The sequence below is a fragment of the Dyella sp. genome (assembly GCF_051954575.1).
Lineage (GTDB): Bacteria > Pseudomonadota > Gammaproteobacteria > Xanthomonadales > Rhodanobacteraceae > Dyella_B.
The window spans coordinates 14,374-30,165 of record NZ_JBQCHP010000122.1 but is presented as its reverse complement, the minus strand read 5'-3'; the positions used below and the strand labels follow the sequence as shown (position 1 = coordinate 30,165).

General features: G+C 62.5%; 15 protein-coding genes. 7 read left to right on the top strand and 8 right to left on the bottom strand.

The window, feature by feature from the left end:
* Nucleotides 1–30: 30 nt before the first annotated feature.
* The 4 genes from guaA (at nt 31) to tadA (ending at nt 3,924) form a co-directional block, all read left to right on the top strand.
* On the top strand, nt 31–1,611 hold the full coding sequence (gene guaA, locus ACTHNE_RS16025; protein ID WP_324944525.1) for a glutamine-hydrolyzing GMP synthase: 1,581 nt from the start codon (nt 31–33) through the stop codon (nt 1,609–1,611).
* A gap of 217 nt (nt 1,612–1,828) precedes the next feature.
* Nucleotides 1,829–2,398 (top strand): antibiotic biosynthesis monooxygenase, encoded by a 570-nt coding sequence (locus tag ACTHNE_RS16020; RefSeq protein WP_324944522.1) that lies wholly within the window; start codon nt 1,829–1,831, stop codon nt 2,396–2,398.
* 6 nt (nt 2,399–2,404) lie between these two features.
* Nucleotides 2,405–3,346, top strand: coding sequence for an alpha/beta fold hydrolase (locus ACTHNE_RS16015; protein ID WP_440269768.1), 942 nt, complete (start codon nt 2,405–2,407; stop codon nt 3,344–3,346).
* Nucleotides 3,347–3,429: 83 nt separating this feature from the next.
* Nucleotides 3,430–3,924 (top strand): tRNA adenosine(34) deaminase TadA, encoded by a 495-nt coding sequence (gene tadA / locus ACTHNE_RS16010; protein ID WP_324944516.1) that lies wholly within the window; start codon nt 3,430–3,432, stop codon nt 3,922–3,924.
* A gap of 69 nt (nt 3,925–3,993) precedes the next feature.
* Here tadA and ACTHNE_RS16005 read toward each other — a convergent pair whose 3' ends face one another.
* Entirely contained in the window at nt 3,994–4,827 is an 834-nt protein-coding gene (locus ACTHNE_RS16005; protein ID WP_324944513.1) for an NAD-dependent protein deacetylase, read from the bottom strand.
* Between the two features lie 218 nt (nt 4,828–5,045).
* Between ACTHNE_RS16005 and ACTHNE_RS16000 the strand changes: the two genes are divergently transcribed.
* Nucleotides 5,046–5,483, top strand: a complete 438-nt coding sequence (locus ACTHNE_RS16000) for a universal stress protein (RefSeq protein ID WP_324944511.1) — start codon at nt 5,046–5,048, stop codon at nt 5,481–5,483.
* A gap of 79 nt (nt 5,484–5,562) precedes the next feature.
* Here ACTHNE_RS16000 and ACTHNE_RS15995 read toward each other — a convergent pair whose 3' ends face one another.
* From ACTHNE_RS15995 to ACTHNE_RS15985, 3 genes are all read right to left on the bottom strand, one after another.
* Complete coding sequence (locus ACTHNE_RS15995; protein ID WP_324944510.1) at nt 5,563–6,387, bottom strand: CHAD domain-containing protein; 825 nt, start codon at nt 6,385–6,387, stop codon at nt 5,563–5,565.
* A 255-nt stretch (nt 6,388–6,642) separates the two neighbouring features.
* Nucleotides 6,643–7,995: an alpha-L-fucosidase gene (locus ACTHNE_RS15990; protein ID WP_324944508.1), complete on the bottom strand. Its 1,353-nt coding sequence runs from the start codon at nt 7,993–7,995 to the stop codon at nt 6,643–6,645.
* Nucleotides 7,996–8,019: 24 nt separating this feature from the next.
* Nucleotides 8,020–8,790: an IclR family transcriptional regulator gene (locus tag ACTHNE_RS15985; protein ID WP_324944507.1), complete on the bottom strand. Its 771-nt coding sequence runs from the start codon at nt 8,788–8,790 to the stop codon at nt 8,020–8,022.
* Between the two features lie 200 nt (nt 8,791–8,990).
* Between ACTHNE_RS15985 and fucP the strand changes: the two genes are divergently transcribed.
* Entirely contained in the window at nt 8,991–10,274 is a 1,284-nt protein-coding gene (gene fucP / locus ACTHNE_RS15980) for an L-fucose:H+ symporter permease (RefSeq protein ID WP_324944542.1), read from the top strand.
* Nucleotides 10,274–10,627: an L-rhamnose mutarotase gene (locus tag ACTHNE_RS15975; RefSeq protein ID WP_324944504.1), complete on the top strand. Its 354-nt coding sequence runs from the start codon at nt 10,274–10,276 to the stop codon at nt 10,625–10,627. The genes fucP and ACTHNE_RS15975 overlap by 1 nt, the downstream gene beginning before the upstream one ends.
* Before the next feature lie 636 nt (nt 10,628–11,263).
* On the opposite strand, the gene ACTHNE_RS15970 is transcribed toward ACTHNE_RS15975, so the two are convergent.
* From ACTHNE_RS15970 to ACTHNE_RS15955, 4 genes are all read right to left on the bottom strand, one after another.
* Nucleotides 11,264–12,565, bottom strand: a complete 1,302-nt coding sequence (locus ACTHNE_RS15970) for an ammonium transporter (protein WP_324944538.1) — start codon at nt 12,563–12,565, stop codon at nt 11,264–11,266.
* Between the two features lie 72 nt (nt 12,566–12,637).
* A complete protein-coding gene (locus ACTHNE_RS15965; RefSeq protein WP_324944499.1) occupies nt 12,638–12,976 on the bottom strand; it encodes a P-II family nitrogen regulator in 339 nt (112 codons plus the stop codon).
* Nucleotides 12,977–13,032: 56 nt separating this feature from the next.
* Nucleotides 13,033–13,794 carry a TorF family putative porin gene (locus ACTHNE_RS15960; RefSeq protein WP_324944496.1) on the bottom strand — a complete coding sequence of 254 codons (762 nt, stop codon included), beginning with the start codon at nt 13,792–13,794 and terminating at the stop codon, nt 13,033–13,035.
* A 761-nt stretch (nt 13,795–14,555) separates the two neighbouring features.
* A complete protein-coding gene (locus tag ACTHNE_RS15955; protein WP_324944493.1) occupies nt 14,556–15,722 on the bottom strand; it encodes an alpha-hydroxy acid oxidase in 1,167 nt (388 codons plus the stop codon).
* Between the last annotated feature and the right edge of the window lie 70 nt (nt 15,723–15,792).

Genomic DNA, 15,792 nt, shown 5'->3' with positions numbered 1-15,792 from the left:
CTTCTTCCCCATACCTTGATCTCGCTGCCAATGACCAACATCCACAGCGACAAAATCCTCATCCTCGATTTCGGCGCGCAATACACGCAACTCATCGCACGCCGCATCCGCGAGATCGGCGTCTACTGCGAGATCTGGGCGTGGGACCACAATCCTGCCGAAATCGCAGCGTTCGGCGCCAAAGGCATCATCCTTTCCGGCGGCCCGGAATCCACCACCGAACACGGCGCTCCAAAAGCGCCGCAGGAAGTGTTCGATTCAGGCCTGCCGATTCTTGGCATCTGCTACGGCATGCAGACGCTGGCTGCGCAGTTAGGTGGTGCAACGGAAGCGGCCGATGCGCGCGAATTCGGACATGCGCGTGTCGATGTCGTTGCCAGCGATAAATTGTTCGACGGTCTCAGCGATCATGCCTCGTTCCAGGCGCTGGACGTGTGGATGAGCCACGGCGATCACGTCGCCAAGGCGCCGCCGGGTTTCACCGTCACCGCAACTACCGATCGCATTCCGGTTGCGGCGATGTCCAATGAAGCCAAGCGCTGGTACGGCGTGCAGTTCCATCCGGAAGTCACGCACACCAAGCAGGGTACGGCGCTGCTCAAGCGTTTCGTCACCGACATCTGCGGCTGCCAGACGCTATGGACCGCCGCGCACATCATCGACGACCAGATCGCCCGCGTACGCGAGCAAGTCGGCCAGGATCACGTGCTGCTGGGACTTTCCGGCGGCGTCGATTCCTCCGTCGTCGCTGCGCTCTTGCACCGCGCGATCGGCGACCAGCTCACCTGCGTGTTCGTCGACACTGGTCTCTTGCGCTGGCAGGAAGGCGACCAGGTGATGGCCACCATGGCCGAGCACATGGGCGTCAAGGTGATCCGCGTCAACGCCGCCGAGCGCTACTTCAAGGCGCTGGAAGGCGAGGCCGATCCGGAGGCCAAGCGCAAGATCATCGGCCGCCTGTTCGTGGAGATCTTCGACGAGGAATCGGCCAAGGTCACCGCCGCCGGCAACGGCCACGTGAAGTGGCTGGCGCAGGGCACCATCTATCCCGACGTGATCGAGTCCGCCGGCAGCAAGACCGGCAAGGCGCACGTCATCAAGAGCCACCACAACGTCGGCGGCCTGCCCGAGCACATGAAGCTCAAGCTGGTCGAGCCGCTGCGCGAACTGTTCAAGGACGAAGTGCGCCGTATCGGCGTGGAACTGGGCCTGCCGCGCGAAATGGTCTACCGCCACCCGTTCCCCGGCCCCGGCCTGGGCGTGCGCATCCTGGGCGAAGTGAAACCCGAATTCGCCGAACTGCTGGCGCGCGCCGATGCCATCTTCATCGAAGAGCTGCGCAAGGCCGATCTCTACGATAAGGTCAGCCAGGCCTTCGCGGTCTTCCTGCCGGTGAAGTCGGTCGGCGTGGTGGGCGACGCGCGCGCCTACGAATGGGTGGTCGCGCTGCGCGCGGTCGAAACCATCGACTTCATGACCGCGCATTGGGCCGAGCTGCCGTACGACTTCCTCGGCAAGGTGTCCAACCGCATCATCAACGAAATACGCGGTATTTCCCGCGTGGTCTACGACATCAGCGGCAAGCCGCCGGCGACCATCGAGTGGGAATGAAAGGCCGGTAAAAGCGTGGCGCGGGCAGGGTAGCAAGGGGCTTCCTGTTCGCTTTCGATCGCGCTTGAAGGTTCCTGCGATCGCACGAGAGTGTGTCGCTCTGCGTGCATCAGTACCGCCAGCAAACTCAACGTCCACATCGTCAGTGCTAGGTTCGATCCTCTAGTTGCGATCTTTGCCGCCTACAAGCGCAAGGTCACAACAAGGAACGATGGACATGCATCGACCCGCCGACCATGTTTCAAACCAAGGCGATCCGGCCACGGTCATTGTCGGCCGTACGATTCATCCCGGGAAAGAACAGGCGTTCGATGCCTGGGCTCGCCAGATCGACCTTGCGGCGCGGCGCTTTCCCGGCCATCTGGGAAACGTGCGGTTGCGTGATCCGCGTGGGATCGACTACCTCATCTATCGGTTCGACTCGCCTGCGCATCTGCGCGCCTGGGAGGCTTCGGATGAGCGCCGCAAGCTCATCGAGCAAGGCAATGAAATCTCCGATGAGCATCGCAACACCGCCATCGGCATGGATGCCTGGTTCGCCATCAGCGGGCAGAGTGTTTCGCCGAAGTGGAAGACGTTCTTGGTGACCTGGGTGGCCGTTTATCCGATCCTCCTGTTGATTGCCTATGCGCTGGCAGCACTCTTTCCAAGGTTGGCCCGGCCGCTTCAATTGGCGATCACTTCCGCGTTGCTTACAGCGTCTCTGACATGGTTGGTCATGCCGCGGCTGACGAAGCTGTTGCGGCCGTGGTTGCTCAAGGGACAAAGCGTCGAGACACGAAGGTGAAGTCTCATGGAAAACAACCGATCAACAACACCGACGCATCAAACAACCGGTTTGCGACGTGCAGGTTTGCCAGTCAATTTCGATCGCCTTTTCAGCCGACACTACGAAGAGGTCAACGGCCTGCGCCTGCATTGCGTAATCGGTGGACCGCGCGAAGGCGAGCCCGTCATTCTGCTGCACGGCTGGCCGCAAACCTGGTACGTGTGGCGGCATGTGATGCCCGCCCTGGCGGAAGCCGGTTATTGGACGATCGCCGTCGATTACCGCGGCGCCGGCGACTCGGACAAGCCGCGGGATGGCTACGACAAGGCCACCATGGCAGCGGACATACGGGCGCTTGCGCATGCGTTCGGTGCAACGCGGATCAATCTGGTGGGGCGCGATATCGGTGTGATGGTCGCGTACGCCTATGCCGCGCAGTGGCCGGACGAAGTCGCCAAGCTGGTAATGCTCGATGTACCGGTGCCAGGCACTCGCGTGTGGAATGAGGCGAAAGCCAAAGCGGATCCGCAGATCTGGCACTTCGGCTTGCATCAGCAGCGCGACATCGCCGAAATGCTGATCGCGGGCCACGAAACCGAATACATTCTCGACTTCTATAAAAAGCGGGCATACGTATCGCTCGCCGACGAAGACATCGCCGTCTACGCGCGCGCCTACGCCGCCCCCGGCGGCCTTCGCGCCGGCTTCGAACTCTACCGCGCCTTTCCGGAAGACGAACGCCGCTTCAAGGCATTTATGGCGACCAAGCTATCCATGCCGGTCCTCGCGCTTGCCGGCGACAGAAGCAATGGCATGTCCGAGCTGGAGATGGCGCAGGAGCTGGCGGATAACGTCCAGGGTGGCGTCGTACCGAACACAGGGCATTGGACGCCGGATGAAAATCCCGAGTTTCTGGTCGAGCAGCTCCTGCGTTTCTTTGGACACACGCAAGACGTAGCGCAGTGACGCTGTATCGTGCCGCCCCGACCTGGCGTGCCGAGCCTGTATCATCTGGCAGCCCTGCCAGCCCTGAAAAACGCACCGCCCGAATGGTCGACGAATCGAACAGCCCTCACGCCTTACCCGACTTCAGCGCCGAGGACGAAGCCTATATGCGCCGCGCCTTGCAGCTGGCCGAACACGCGCGCGATGCCGAGAACGAAGTACCGGTTGGCGCAGTGCTGGTGCAGGACGGGCAGATCGTGGGCTTGGGCTGGAACCGCAACATCACGCTGCACGATCCGACCGCGCATGCCGAGATCATGGCCTTGCGCGCGGCAGGGGAGAAAGTGGCTAACTACCGCATCGTCGGCGCCACGCTCTACGTAACGCTGGAACCGTGCGCGATGTGTTCGATGGCGCTGGTGCATGCGCGGGTGGGACGCGTGGTGTATGGCACGACCGATCCCAAGACCGGCGCGGCCGGCAGCGTGTTCGATACGCTGATTTCCGAGCGCCACAATCACCGCATCGAGGTGCAGGGAGGTTTGCTGGCCGAGGAATCGGCGACGTTGTTGCGCGATTTCTTCCGCGCGCGACGCTAGCGTAGATTGGGGCGCAAACCCCAACATCGTCGTCTCCATGCATCCCGACGTTGGGGTTTGCACCCCAACCTACAGGAACGCCAACGCTTCCGCGCAGGGCTGTTCCACCTTCAGGCTCAGCAGCGGATCGGCGCGCGTACGGCCCAGGTTGACCACCGCGACCGGCTTGCTGGCTTTCGCGGCGGCATGGGCGAAGCGGTAGCCGGAAAACACCATCAGCGACGAGCCGACCACCAGCATGGCGTCGGCCTCGTCCAGGGCCTGCATGGCGGTGGCGACGCGGTCGCGCGGCACGTTCTCGCCGAAGAACACCACATCGGGCTTCAGGATGCCGCCGCAGTGCGGGCAGGGCGGCACGTTGAAGGTGCTGAAATCATGGCCGTCCAGGTCGGCGTCGCCATCGGGCGCGTCGCTGGCGTCGAGGTCGATCCATTGCGGGTTGAGTGCCAGTAAGGCCTGCTGCAGCGCATGGCGCGGGGAGCGGCGCTCGCAGCCCATGCAGCGCACGGTATCCAGGCGTCCGTGCAAATCGACCACGTTCTGATTACCCGCCTGTTGGTGCAGGCCGTCCACGTTCTGGGTGAGAAGCAACTCGAGCTTGCCGAGCCGTTCCAGCCGGGCCAGGGCGTGGTGGGTGGCATTGGGTAGCGCCTTGCCGAAACGCCGCCAGCCGACCAGGCTGCGCGCCCAGTAGCGCTTGCGGGTGAGCTCCTCGCCCATGAAGGCCTGGTAGGTCACCGGCTGGGCACGCTTCCAGCCGCCGTCGGCGTCGCGATAATCCGGAATGCCCGAATCGGTGCTGCAGCCGGCGCCGGTCAGCACGAACAGGCGCCGGTGTTGCGCGACAAAGCGCTGCAAGGCACCGCTTTCCGGTTCAGGGGAAATCGCTTCGGCAAGCGTCATGGGTAACCTCTGCGTGATGCCGGCATAGATGGGGCGTCTTCCGGCTTAACGCAAGCGAAAACCTCATGGTGCTGGCCGAAAAGCTTCTCTACGCCCCCGTTTGCGGGGTGTAAAATCAGCGCCAAGTCGGGCCAGGCGAGTGATCCATCAATCGTAGCCATGGCCGACGCATTGAACACGATGCGTTCGCGAAGGGTATCTTGCCCGAAGGAGGCATCATGTTCTCGCATATCCTGGTTCCCACGGATGGCTCCGATCACGCGATGCACGCCGCGCAGATGGGGATCGAGCTGGCGCATTCGCTGGGTGCGCGCATCTACGCGTTCCACGTGCTGGCGCCACTGCCCGCAGTCGCCTATTTCTCCGACGTGATCCAGCACACTGAAGATTCCCATGTGGACCGCGCGATCACCCGCGCGGAACAGCGCCTGGCCGAAATCGAGGACATGGCGAACAAGGCAGGCGTGCCGTGCCATGGCGGATTCGCGTTCGACCGTCGCCCCTACGTCGCCATCGTCGGTGCGGCGAAGAAGGAACACTGTGATTTGATCGTGATGAGCACGCACGGGTACACCACGCTCGATCGCATGCTGCTGGGCAGTGAAACGAACCGGGTGCTGGGGTGCTGCGATATTCCCGTGCTGGTGTGTCACTGAGTTGCAAAACGCCGATGTAGGCTGGGATGCAATCCCAGCATCGTCATGTATGCGTGGGAACGCTGGGATTGCATCCAGCCTACGAGGCGCCAGGCTCGCTTTTCGACCAGCTTGCCGATTTCGATGCCAACGCCCGCCGCAGCATTTGCATGTCGGGGCTGTCGGGAAGCTGCTCCACCGCAGCCAGGAATATCTGGAAATCCTGCCGCCAGCCAAGTTGATCGGTGATCACGCCCAACTGTTTGGCCTGATCGCCGTAGCGCTTGGTACGCGCTTGCTGCATGCCGGCCATGCGGCGCGCCTTGCGCAGGCATTCCAACTGATAGCGAAGCTTCCGCGCACGCCGGCGCCAACGATGCCTGGCCGGAGGCGTGCGTTCCGACAGCGCTTTTTCACGCGCGCGCTTCATCTTGCGCCGGGCTCGTTTCACGGTCTTCCTGGTTTGTCCGGGACGGATGTCCTGCCACGGCATGGCGCTTATCGCCGCCGCCATGTGCTGGACGTCGGCGCGTAGCTGGCGCCAGTTCGGATCCTCGTTGAGCGCATAGCCAAGCAGGGCATTGGTGCGATCGTCGAACGCTCGGATGATCTCCGGCGTGAAGCGGCTGGGATGCGCGCTGGCCAGCACGCGCGCCGTGCGCGCAGCGATGTATGCATCGCGCAACGGCGCCAGGCGGTGCGCCACTTGGCGCAGGTTTTGATCCAGCTTGTCGATGGGTGCATCGGGTGGCAGCAGGGGAAGCAGGCTGCGCAGGCGCCGGCATGATTTACGCGCTTTGTGAATGCCTTCCTGGCGTTTGCTGCGCATCGCCAGCGCGCGTTGCAGCACACGGCATTCGCGCGCCGCCAGCGTGCCCAGCGCAAGTCCCAATGTCGGCAAGTTGTCGCGCCTGGATGTGTTCATCGCTCCATACACACGTTGGGAACGGACGCTCCGCTCCGCTCAAATCATAGCTGGCTGTCCAGTTTCCCGGTGGGGCTCGGTGGCGGCAGGTTGCTGCAGCCAGGAACGCAGGATCCGGCCAGACGTCAGTTGGATTTGGTGACCGGCGCATCGCAAGTCAAGTGTTGATTTCGTATACGTACTCAAGCATCCGGCCACTACCCGGCCACCCGGCGCGGGCAGTGTCACGCTTGAGCAAAGGCGCCAATCTCGACGCTATCGCCCAACATCAAACAACTGAAGCTCTCGAATCCGCGCCGTGCATGCGCTGGACAGGATATTCAAGCGCACCTTCGAGGCCGTGACCGCCGCAAAGCGGTCGATCTTCATATGGCCAAGCGCTTCGGCTTTGGCGACCGGCGTCCAGGCGCCGTTCGTCCATGCTTCGATCGCGTATTTCTGCACGCATTGCCCGTCGTTCAACCACTCCATCGTAAGCGCGTGATCGAACGTAATGGGTTGCGAGAAATCCACTTCGAGCATGGCATGGCGCGAACCTTCCGGCGCCGACCAGAAGGTGTCGCGATCGCCGTCCAGCGCGGCGGTGGCATTGGCGTCGGTGAATGCATGCTTGCGCGCCAGGTTCTTGTCTGCGCCGTAACGTGCCTGCAGCGCGTCGCCGAACTCCTTCAGGCGCTTCACGTCGGCATCAGGCAAGAGGCCATGGCGATTCGGCGCCAGGCCAAGCATCAGCTGGCCGCCGCGGCCGACGCTGTTTTCCCAGATATCCATCAGCTCGTCGACGCTCTTGAGCGTCTTGTCGCTATCCGGATGCCAGAACCACTGCAGCTTGTGCAGCGGCGTGTCCACTTCCACTGGACGCCAGCGCAGTTCGGCGTGGCGATCGATCACGTTCCAGTTTTCGCCGCGGATATGGCCATCTTCCTGGCCGACCCAGCGGATGTCGCCGTACGCGAACAGCGCCACATCGGCGAACACCATGGTGTTGGACTGATACGTGCGCAGTTCTTCCATGTACTTCTTGAAATCGTAGACATGGCCCGCGCTGCCGGCGCCGTCCAGCCACCATTCCACCAGCGGGCCGTAGCCCTGCACCAGCTCGTCCATTTGCGCCATGTAGAACTTGTCGTAGGCGGCTGAATCCTTGTACTTCGGTTCGTGGCGATCCCACGGCGACAGATAGATACCGAAATCCATGCCTTCCTTGCGCACGGCCTCTTCGGTCATTTTCACCAGATTGCCGTTTCCGCCCAGCCAAGGACTCGCTTTTACGGAATAGTCGCTCTGTTCGGTGGGCCATAGGGCGAAGCCGTCGTGATGCTTGGCCACCAGCACCAGATAATTGGCGCCGGCGGATTTGGCTGCGCGTGCCCACTGGCCCGGGTCCACGTGATCGGGATTGAACACCTTCGGACTGGCGGTGCCATCGCCCCATTCGCGATCCAGGAAGGTGTTGGTGCCGAAGTGCACGATCACGCCGAATTCCAGATCCTGCCAATGCGTCTGCTGCGGCGAGGGTTTGACGTCGGCGAAGTTTTGCGCGGCGGCATCACCGGCGAAGAGGGAAAGGGCCAGGGCGGCGGCGAGCAGGGCGCGACGTATCAGCATTGTTTTTGAAACTCTCGTGGCGGTTCAACTGTTGCGGGACGGCGATCCGAAGTGCAGCGCTTCGGAAATCTCGCCAGTGGCGCGGAGCAGGGCGGCGATCACGTCGTCCATGGTCTGCGCATGTTGTTCGATATAGGGAATGGTGAGCGCACATACTGCCGCGCCGTGCTGCAGTACGGGTGCGGAAAGATCGGTGACGGCATCCACCACATGGCTTTTTTCGCAGGCATAGCCGCGCGCGTGTATCTGGTTTACCAGGCGCATCAGTTTCTTGCGGTCCAGCGCGGGCTCGAAGCGCGCGATCAGGTCCAGCCAGCGTTCGCGCGTCTGTTCTTGCTGGAAGGCCAGCAACACGTGGCCCGAAGTGGATTGCGACATCGGACGGCGATGGCCCACGCGCACCACCAGGGCGACTTCACCGGGCGGATCCACGCGCGCCACCACTACGATCTGCTCGCCCGACGGCACCACCAGATGACAGGCCTGGCCGCAGGCGTCGGCCAGCCGGTGCATCACCGGCAAGGCCGTCTCGATGGCGCTCTTGACCGGCGGTTGTTCCATGCCGAGTCGAAACAGCCGCGGCGTCACCGAATAGCCGATGTCCCCTTCGCCGCGGGCGATATAGTCGCGTTCTTCCAGCACCTGCAGCATGCGGAAGATCTCGCCGCGGGAACGCCCGACGCCTTCGGAAATTTCGGCGATGCTCAGAGGACGGCTGGAGCCGGCCAGCAATTCCAGGATATCCAGCCCTTTGTCGAGCGCAGGCGCGCGGTACTTGGGTGTCGAATCGGCCATGGCGTTTCCTATCGATTGGACTGATCGCGCCATCTTGCCCAAACTCGCCGATGGCATGTTGCGGCGCGACTTGTGCTATCAATGAATAACGGTTTCATATTTGCACAAACGGGCGAGGCCGTCACGTAGGAAAGCGGCTTGGCGCGGGTCTAGCGTAGGAGAAGCGGGTGGAAGTACAGACTGCAACAGAACACGCCCCGGTGTCGGTGGCCGGCGCGTCGGACCCTGGCCGGGCGTGGCTGCCGCTGGTGCTGATCGTCAGCCTGTTCTTCCTGTGGGGAGGTGCCAACAACCTCAACGACGTGCTGATCGCCCAGTTCAAGAAGGCGTTCGTACTCAGCGATTTCCGCGCCGGGCTGGTGCAGAGCGCGTTCTATCTGGGCTATTTCCTGATCGCTATGCCGGCGGGCATTTATATGCGCCGCTTCGGCTACAAGAGCGCGGTGATCTTCGGGCTGGCGCTGTATGGTATCGGCGCCTTGCTGTTCTGGCCGGCGGCGCAGATGGCCACTTACGGCATGTTCCTGGCCGCATTGTTCGTGATCGCCAGCGGCCTGGCGTTCCTGGAAACCTCGGCCAATCCGTTCGTAACCCTGCTGGGACCGCCGGAAACGGCCACCTCGCGCCTCAACTGGGCGCAGGCGTTCAATCCGCTCGGTTCCATTGCGGGCATCCTGATTGGCCAGCACTTCATCTTTTCCGGCGTCGAGCACACGCCCGAACAAATCGCCGCGATGAGCCAGGCGGAGCGCGCCGCGTATTACGCCAGCGAAACCAACGCCGTGCAGTGGCCGTACCTGGTGATCGGCGTGGTGGTGTTGTGCTGGGCGCTGTTGATCCTGGTGACGCGCTTCCCGCGGCCAATCACCACGCACGCGGCCAGCGCCAGCTCGGCGGTGGGTGGCGGCGTAATGGGCAGGCTGTTGCGCGACAAGCTGTTCCTTGGTGCATTGCTGTCACAGTTCTTCTATGTGGGCGCGCAAGTGGGTGTTTGGAGCTACACCATTCGCTACGTGCAGGCATCCATGCCGAGCATGACGCATCGCGAAGCGGCCAACTTCCTTACCGCCGAACTGGTGTGCTTCATGCTGGGCCGTTTCGCCGGCGCCGCGTTGATGAAATACGCCGCGCCGGTGCGCCTGTTGATGACGTTCGCGGCGATCAATGTGGTGCTGATGCTGTATGCGCTGGCCGTGCCAGGTTTGACCGGCGCATGTGCGCTGGCCGCCTGCAGCTTCTTCATGTCGGTGATGTATCCGACCATTTTCGCGCTGGGCGTGGAAGGGCGCGGCGACGATGAGCGCAAGCTCGGCTCGGCCATGCTAGTGATGACCATCATCGGCGGCGCGGTGCTCACTGCGGTGATGGGCGCGATATCCGATCATTCCACGATTGCCGATGCGATGATCGTGCCGGCTTGTTCGTTCGCCGTGGTGGGCCTGTTCGCATGGCGGCGCGGACGCACGACACGGAGCGCAAGCTGATGCAACGTTACTACTACGCGCTGGATCTCAAGGACGATTCGGCCGCCATCGCCGAATACGAGCGCTGGCATCGTCCCGGTGTGGTCTGGCCGGAGATCATCACCTCGATTCGCGCTGCCGGCATCGAGGAGATGGAAATCTTCCGCACCGGCAATCGCCTGGTGATGGTGGTGAAGATGGCGGACGACCACGTGCCCTCTGCAAGGCGGGAAGCGGATGGCGATGAGAAAACGCAGGCTTGGGAAGCGCTGATGGATCGCTACCAGCAACGGCTGCCATGGGCCGAAGCAGGGCAGAAGTGGGTGCCGATGGGGCGCATCTTTTCGCTGCAGGAAGCGCTGAAAGCGCTCTAATCGCGCTTGGGCTCCGTCTATGGAGCTTGCGAAACGTAGGTTGCCATGAAACACCTCTCCGCCCTATGGCCGTCATTCCCGCGAAAGCGGGCGCGCTACGTGCAGCTTTTGCTGGGATGACGAATCGGTAGCGTTAAGGCAACACTGATCAAGTATCGCCGTCGTCATGATGTCTGGAAGGCTCGCAGGGTGCGCTGCGTGGCGCCGGGAAGATTGGCCGTCTTGCCAAGCCGCGCGGCGCAGCATGCGGGCCTTCCAGACATCACCCCCTCATTCAAATTCAACCTGTGGGGCCAGCCCTGTCTGTCCACATGTCGCAGGTACCCGTCTCGACGATGCGCCAGTCTGCCTTCGCCGACGGCCCTGTGGCCTGCGAACAGACAGGGCGGGTGACGACGGCGATACTTGATCAGTGTTGCCTTAAATTTTCTGGAAAAATTGTCGCGCGTCGCGCATTTTTTTGAAGAGCCTCATTGTCCCCGGACAGTAATGCGCTTTCGCGGGAATGACCGCCTGAGGCGGGGAGGTGTTTCATGGCGATCTGCGCGGCCATCGCTCGTCCTGGATGCATCAGCGCGTATTGCGGCCATATCGAAAAAGGGCCCGACAGGCCCTTTTTCGACACGCTATCGCCGCTCAGCTCTCGTAGGCACTTTCGCCGTGTGAAGTGATGTCCAGGCCTTCCCGCTCGGCGTCGGCACTCACCCGCAGGCCGAAGATCGCCTTGACGACGAGGTAGGCAAGCACCGAGACCACGCCGCTCCACACCAGGGTCACGCCGACCCCCAACGCCTGGACGCCGACCTGGTGGCCGATGGAGAAATCGGCTGCGCCGGTGCCGCCCAGTGACGGCGCGGTAAACACGCCGGTGAGGATGGCGCCGACGATGCCGCCCACGCCATGTACGCCGAACACGTCCAGCGCATCGTCGGCGCGCAGGATCTTCTTCAATCCGGTGACACCCCACACGCACGCCACGCTGGCCAGTGCGCCGATCACCAGCGAGCCCATCGGACCCACCGTGCCGCACGCCGGCGTGATGGCGACCAGACCGGCCACGGCGCCTGAAGCGCCGCCAACCATCGACGGCTTGCCCTTCAACACGGCCTCGATCAGCAACCACGCCAGCATGGCCGCCGCGGTAGCTACCAGGGTATTGATGAAGGCCAGCGCCGCACCCGCATTCGACTCCAGGTTGGAGCCCGCATTGAAACCGAACCAGCCTACCCACAGGATCGCTGCGCCGACCATGGTGAAGGTGACGTTGTGCGGCTTCATCGATTGGTGGCCCACGCCGATGCGTGGACCGATCATGTAGGCGCCGACCAGCCCGGCGATGCCGGCGTTGATATGCACCACCGTACCGCCAGCGAAGTCCAGCGCACCCTTGGCGAACATGTAGCCGCTGGGGCCGTACCAGACCATGTGAGCGATCGGCAGATAGGCGAAGGTGAACCACAGCGCGCAAAACACCAGCACCGCGCGAAAGCGCATGCGTTCGGCGAATGCGCCGACGATCAGCGCGCCGGTGATACCGGCGAAGGTCGACTGGAACACCACGAACACGTATTCCGGCAGGGAAACGCCCGCGGTGAAAGTCGCCGCCAGGGAGTCCTTGGTCACACCCTTGAGAAACAGCTTGTCGAAGTTGCCGATGAAGGCGTTGCCGCCGTTGAAAGCGAGCGTATAGCCGTAGATCATCCACAGCACTACGATCATCGAGAACACCGTCATCACTTGCATCAACACCGAAAGCACGTTCTTGGAACGGACCAGTCCGCCGTAGAAAAGCGCCAGCCCCGGCACCGTCATCATCAGCACCAGCAGCGTGGAGGTCAGCATCCACGCCACGTCGCCCTTGTCCACCACCGGTGCGGCAGCGGCCGCGGCGTGGGAATCCGGGGCCAACAGCAGCAGGCACGGCAGCAGCACCGTCATGACCCACGCGGGAATCGTGCGCGCGGGACGGGAAAGCAGCATTTCTTTCATGGAAAGCCTCGCAGAAGTGGGTTAAAGAGCGTCGGCGTCGAGTTCGCCGGTGCGGATACGAATGACCTGATCCACCGTGCTGACGAAGATTTTTCCGTCCCCCACGCTGCCGGTTTTGGCCGCCTGCTGGATGGCATCGAGCACGCCGTCGAGCAACTCGTCGGACACCACCACCTCGATTTTCAGTTTGGGCAGGAAGTCGACGACGTATTCGGCACCGCGGTACAACTCGGTATGGCCCTTCTGGCGCCCGAAGCCGCGCACTTCGCTCAGTGTGATGCCGCTGACGCCGGCGACGGTGAGCGCGTCGCGTACTTCATCAAGCTTGTATGGCCGGATGATGCAACTGATCAATTTCATGCAGGTCTCCCGATGGAAAACCGCAGCCGCCAAGGCCGCGGCAATGGCAGTTCAGGTCAGAACGATTTGCTCAACGTGAGGATGCCGGTGGCGCGGCCGACAAAGTGACCGTAGGCATTGGTGTAGACGCTCCGCGAGGCGTTGGTGTCGTAATAGCCGAGCGACACCGAATAACCATGATTGAAGGCCTTGGTCACACTCACTCGCCAATCGCTGTAGGAGGCGCCGTCGACGTTCTGCACCTTCTGATGGCCTACGTGCGCACCCACCGTCCAGCTTGGCGAGAACTCGTAGCTGTAGGAAAGATCGACGTAGCCGCTGTTCTTGCTGCGGGCGAAGCCGAACAGGTTGGTGAACGCATGCGAGTACTTGAGCGTGACGCCCTTGAAACCGATCGAGGCATAAGCCTCGGTGGTATAGGGCCTGGTGAAACCGCTCGGGTAGGTGCCTGGATAGTAGTACTCGTAGAGACCGACGTCGTAGCTCCAGTCGCCGGTGATCTTGCCGCGGAAGCCGGTGTAGAAATCGAGTTCCACACTGCTGGAAATGGGTGCGGCATCGCTGGATGCATCGGAAAGCCAACTGATATTGCTGCCCCAGGCGCCGACGTACCAGCCGCTGGCATGGTCGTATTCGATGCCCGGCTGCACGGCGGGCTTCCAATTGGTCTGGGAAAGCCCGCGGAACAGATAGTCATTGACCACCGCCACGCTTCCCGCCACCGTGCTGGCGGGCGCATCTTCCGCGCTCGCCTGCATTCCCAGGGCTGGCGCGATCAGCGCCATAGCCAGCACAACCTGCCACATACATCGTTTCATCAGATCTTTATCTCCCGAACGTTTGCCGTGCGTGGGCGTGGATCGTATGGACGTATAGACGTCCATACGATCCACGCATTGGCCAATGCCGGAGGCAGCCATACCGCGCTCGGCTGCGCAATCGAACGACCGGACTTGCCGCGCTGGCAGGCGCGAACATTCCGGAAAACCCCGGCGAAGGCGACAAAGCAAGATTCAAGAAGAAGCGACCTGACCGGACGGCTGGTCATGGAGCGGGTAACGCCCACCGGTTCAAGCGCGGCGGGTCGTAATGCTGGCAGTGCAATGGAGAGGTCAAACGATGGCCACGGCGCGGATGTCGCGCGCGCTCCTCCAGTTTGATTCCCCGATCTACCAGCCCTGTGGCACAACGGGCGCGCCTTGGGCGCTGCCACAAAAGTGCGGGCCGGAATCCCGACTGCGCTTTGATCCTATTCCCTGATGCTGCTGCATTGCAATACCATTACGACCTCAGCGTTATCACATTTTTTCTTAAGGTCGTTGCGGCGCATCATGGTGGCGACTGCTCAGAGGATGTTCGCACTCGAGCGACCATCATTCGCCGAGACGGCATGGGCGGCTGGCGCTGCGCGACATGTTGCCGGGCGCCGCAGGGGCGGAACTGGACGCCGATGGGGCGCGTCCTTGGGGGCGGCGATCGCAGATTGGGATGAAATCCCGGCATCGCCACGCCAATCAGCCGCGATTTCATCCCGGCCTACACAACTACGTGCGGCATGGAACGCCGGCGTCCTCGATGTTCACATAGGGAACAAACCATCGCCCGGTTTGCGCCAGATGATATCCGGCGAAACGCGACGCACATCGGTCTGCCCGGTCAGCGCCATGCTTACGCTCAGTTCCTTGCGTATCAGCTCGATGGCCTTGCTCACCCCCGCTTCGCCCATTGCACCCAGCCCATATAGAAACGCCTTGCCGATCAAGCCGGCATGCGCACCGTAAGCCAGCGCCTTGAGCAAATCCTGCCCGCTCTGGATGCCGCTATCGAACAGTACCTGCGTGCGATCGCCGACCGCTTGCACGATGGAGGGCAGCACCTCGATCGTCGCGGGAGCGCCATCGAGCTGGCGGCCGCCATGATTGGAAACGACGATGGCATCGACGCCGTGCTCGGCAGCGATGCGTGCATCGCGCGCATCGAGGATGCCCTTGATGATCAGCTTGCCGGGCCACAGCTCGCGAATCCATTCCAGGTCTTTCCACTCCAGCGTGGGATCGAACTGGTTGGCGATCCATTGTGCGAGCGTGGTGAGGCTGTCGGTGTTGTCGATGCGGCCCTGCAGGTTGCCGAACGAACGGCTGGGTGCGCGCAGCATGCTCCACGCCCAGCGAGGCTTGCTGGCCATGTCCAGGATGTTGCGCAAGGTGATTTTGGGCGGTACTGAAAGGCCGTTCTTGATTTCGCGGTGACGCTGGCCCTGGATGGTCAGGTCCGCGGTAAGCATCAAGGCTGAACATTCCGCCGCCTTGGCGCGCTGGATCAGGTCGCGCGTGAAGCCGCGATCGCGCATCACGTAAACCTGGAACCAGAAGGGCCTTCCCGTCGCCGCGCGCACCTGTTCGATCGAACAGATGGACATGGTGCTGAGACAAAACGGAATGCCGGCCTTCTCGGCAGCGCGTGCGCCCAGGATTTCCCCGCCGCCGTGCTGCAGGCCGGTAAGCCCGGTCGGCGCGATCGCAAGCGGCATCGACACTGGCTGACCGACGATGTCCGTGGCCAGCGAACGGTTGTCCACATTGCCCATCACGCGTTGCCGCAAGGCGATGCGCTCGAACGCGGCACGATTGGCGCGCAGCGTCACTTCGTCGTAAGAGCCGCGATCGGCGTATTCGAAGAACGCGCGTGGGACGCGGCGCTTTGCCAGCTCACGCAGGTCGGCGACGTTGGTGATGGGAGATGTCATGCATGCTCTCTTTTTTCAGCGTCCTCTCCACTTCCGGACGAGGTTTGCTACGAAAGTACTCATCCTCGCC

What these genes read in the sequence shown, in the direction of transcription:
- ACTHNE_RS15975 (WP_324944504.1), top strand. Translation starts at nt 10,274, where the DNA reads ATGCAACGTTACTACTACGCGCTGGATCTCAAGGACGATTCGGCCGCC.
- ACTHNE_RS15965 (WP_324944499.1), bottom strand. Translation starts at nt 12,976, where the DNA reads ATGAAATTGATCAGTTGCATCATCCGGCCATACAAGCTTGATGAAGTA.
- ACTHNE_RS15960 (WP_324944496.1), bottom strand. Translation starts at nt 13,794, where the DNA reads ATGAAACGATGTATGTGGCAGGTTGTGCTGGCTATGGCGCTGATCGCG.
- ACTHNE_RS16005 (WP_324944513.1), bottom strand. Translation starts at nt 4,827, where the DNA reads ATGACGCTTGCCGAAGCGATTTCCCCTGAACCGGAAAGCGGTGCCTTG.
- guaA (WP_324944525.1), top strand. Translation starts at nt 31, where the DNA reads ATGACCAACATCCACAGCGACAAAATCCTCATCCTCGATTTCGGCGCG.
- ACTHNE_RS15955 (WP_324944493.1), bottom strand. Translation starts at nt 15,722, where the DNA reads ATGACATCTCCCATCACCAACGTCGCCGACCTGCGTGAGCTGGCAAAG.
- ACTHNE_RS15995 (WP_324944510.1), bottom strand. Translation starts at nt 6,387, where the DNA reads ATGAACACATCCAGGCGCGACAACTTGCCGACATTGGGACTTGCGCTG.
- tadA (WP_324944516.1), top strand. Translation starts at nt 3,430, where the DNA reads ATGGTCGACGAATCGAACAGCCCTCACGCCTTACCCGACTTCAGCGCC.
- ACTHNE_RS16000 (WP_324944511.1), top strand. Translation starts at nt 5,046, where the DNA reads ATGTTCTCGCATATCCTGGTTCCCACGGATGGCTCCGATCACGCGATG.
- ACTHNE_RS15990 (WP_324944508.1), bottom strand. Translation starts at nt 7,995, where the DNA reads ATGCTGATACGTCGCGCCCTGCTCGCCGCCGCCCTGGCCCTTTCCCTC.
- ACTHNE_RS15985 (WP_324944507.1), bottom strand. Translation starts at nt 8,790, where the DNA reads ATGGCCGATTCGACACCCAAGTACCGCGCGCCTGCGCTCGACAAAGGG.
- ACTHNE_RS15970 (WP_324944538.1), bottom strand. Translation starts at nt 12,565, where the DNA reads ATGACGGTGCTGCTGCCGTGCCTGCTGCTGTTGGCCCCGGATTCCCAC.
- ACTHNE_RS16015 (WP_440269768.1), top strand. Translation starts at nt 2,405, where the DNA reads ATGGAAAACAACCGATCAACAACACCGACGCATCAAACAACCGGTTTG.
- ACTHNE_RS16020 (WP_324944522.1), top strand. Translation starts at nt 1,829, where the DNA reads ATGCATCGACCCGCCGACCATGTTTCAAACCAAGGCGATCCGGCCACG.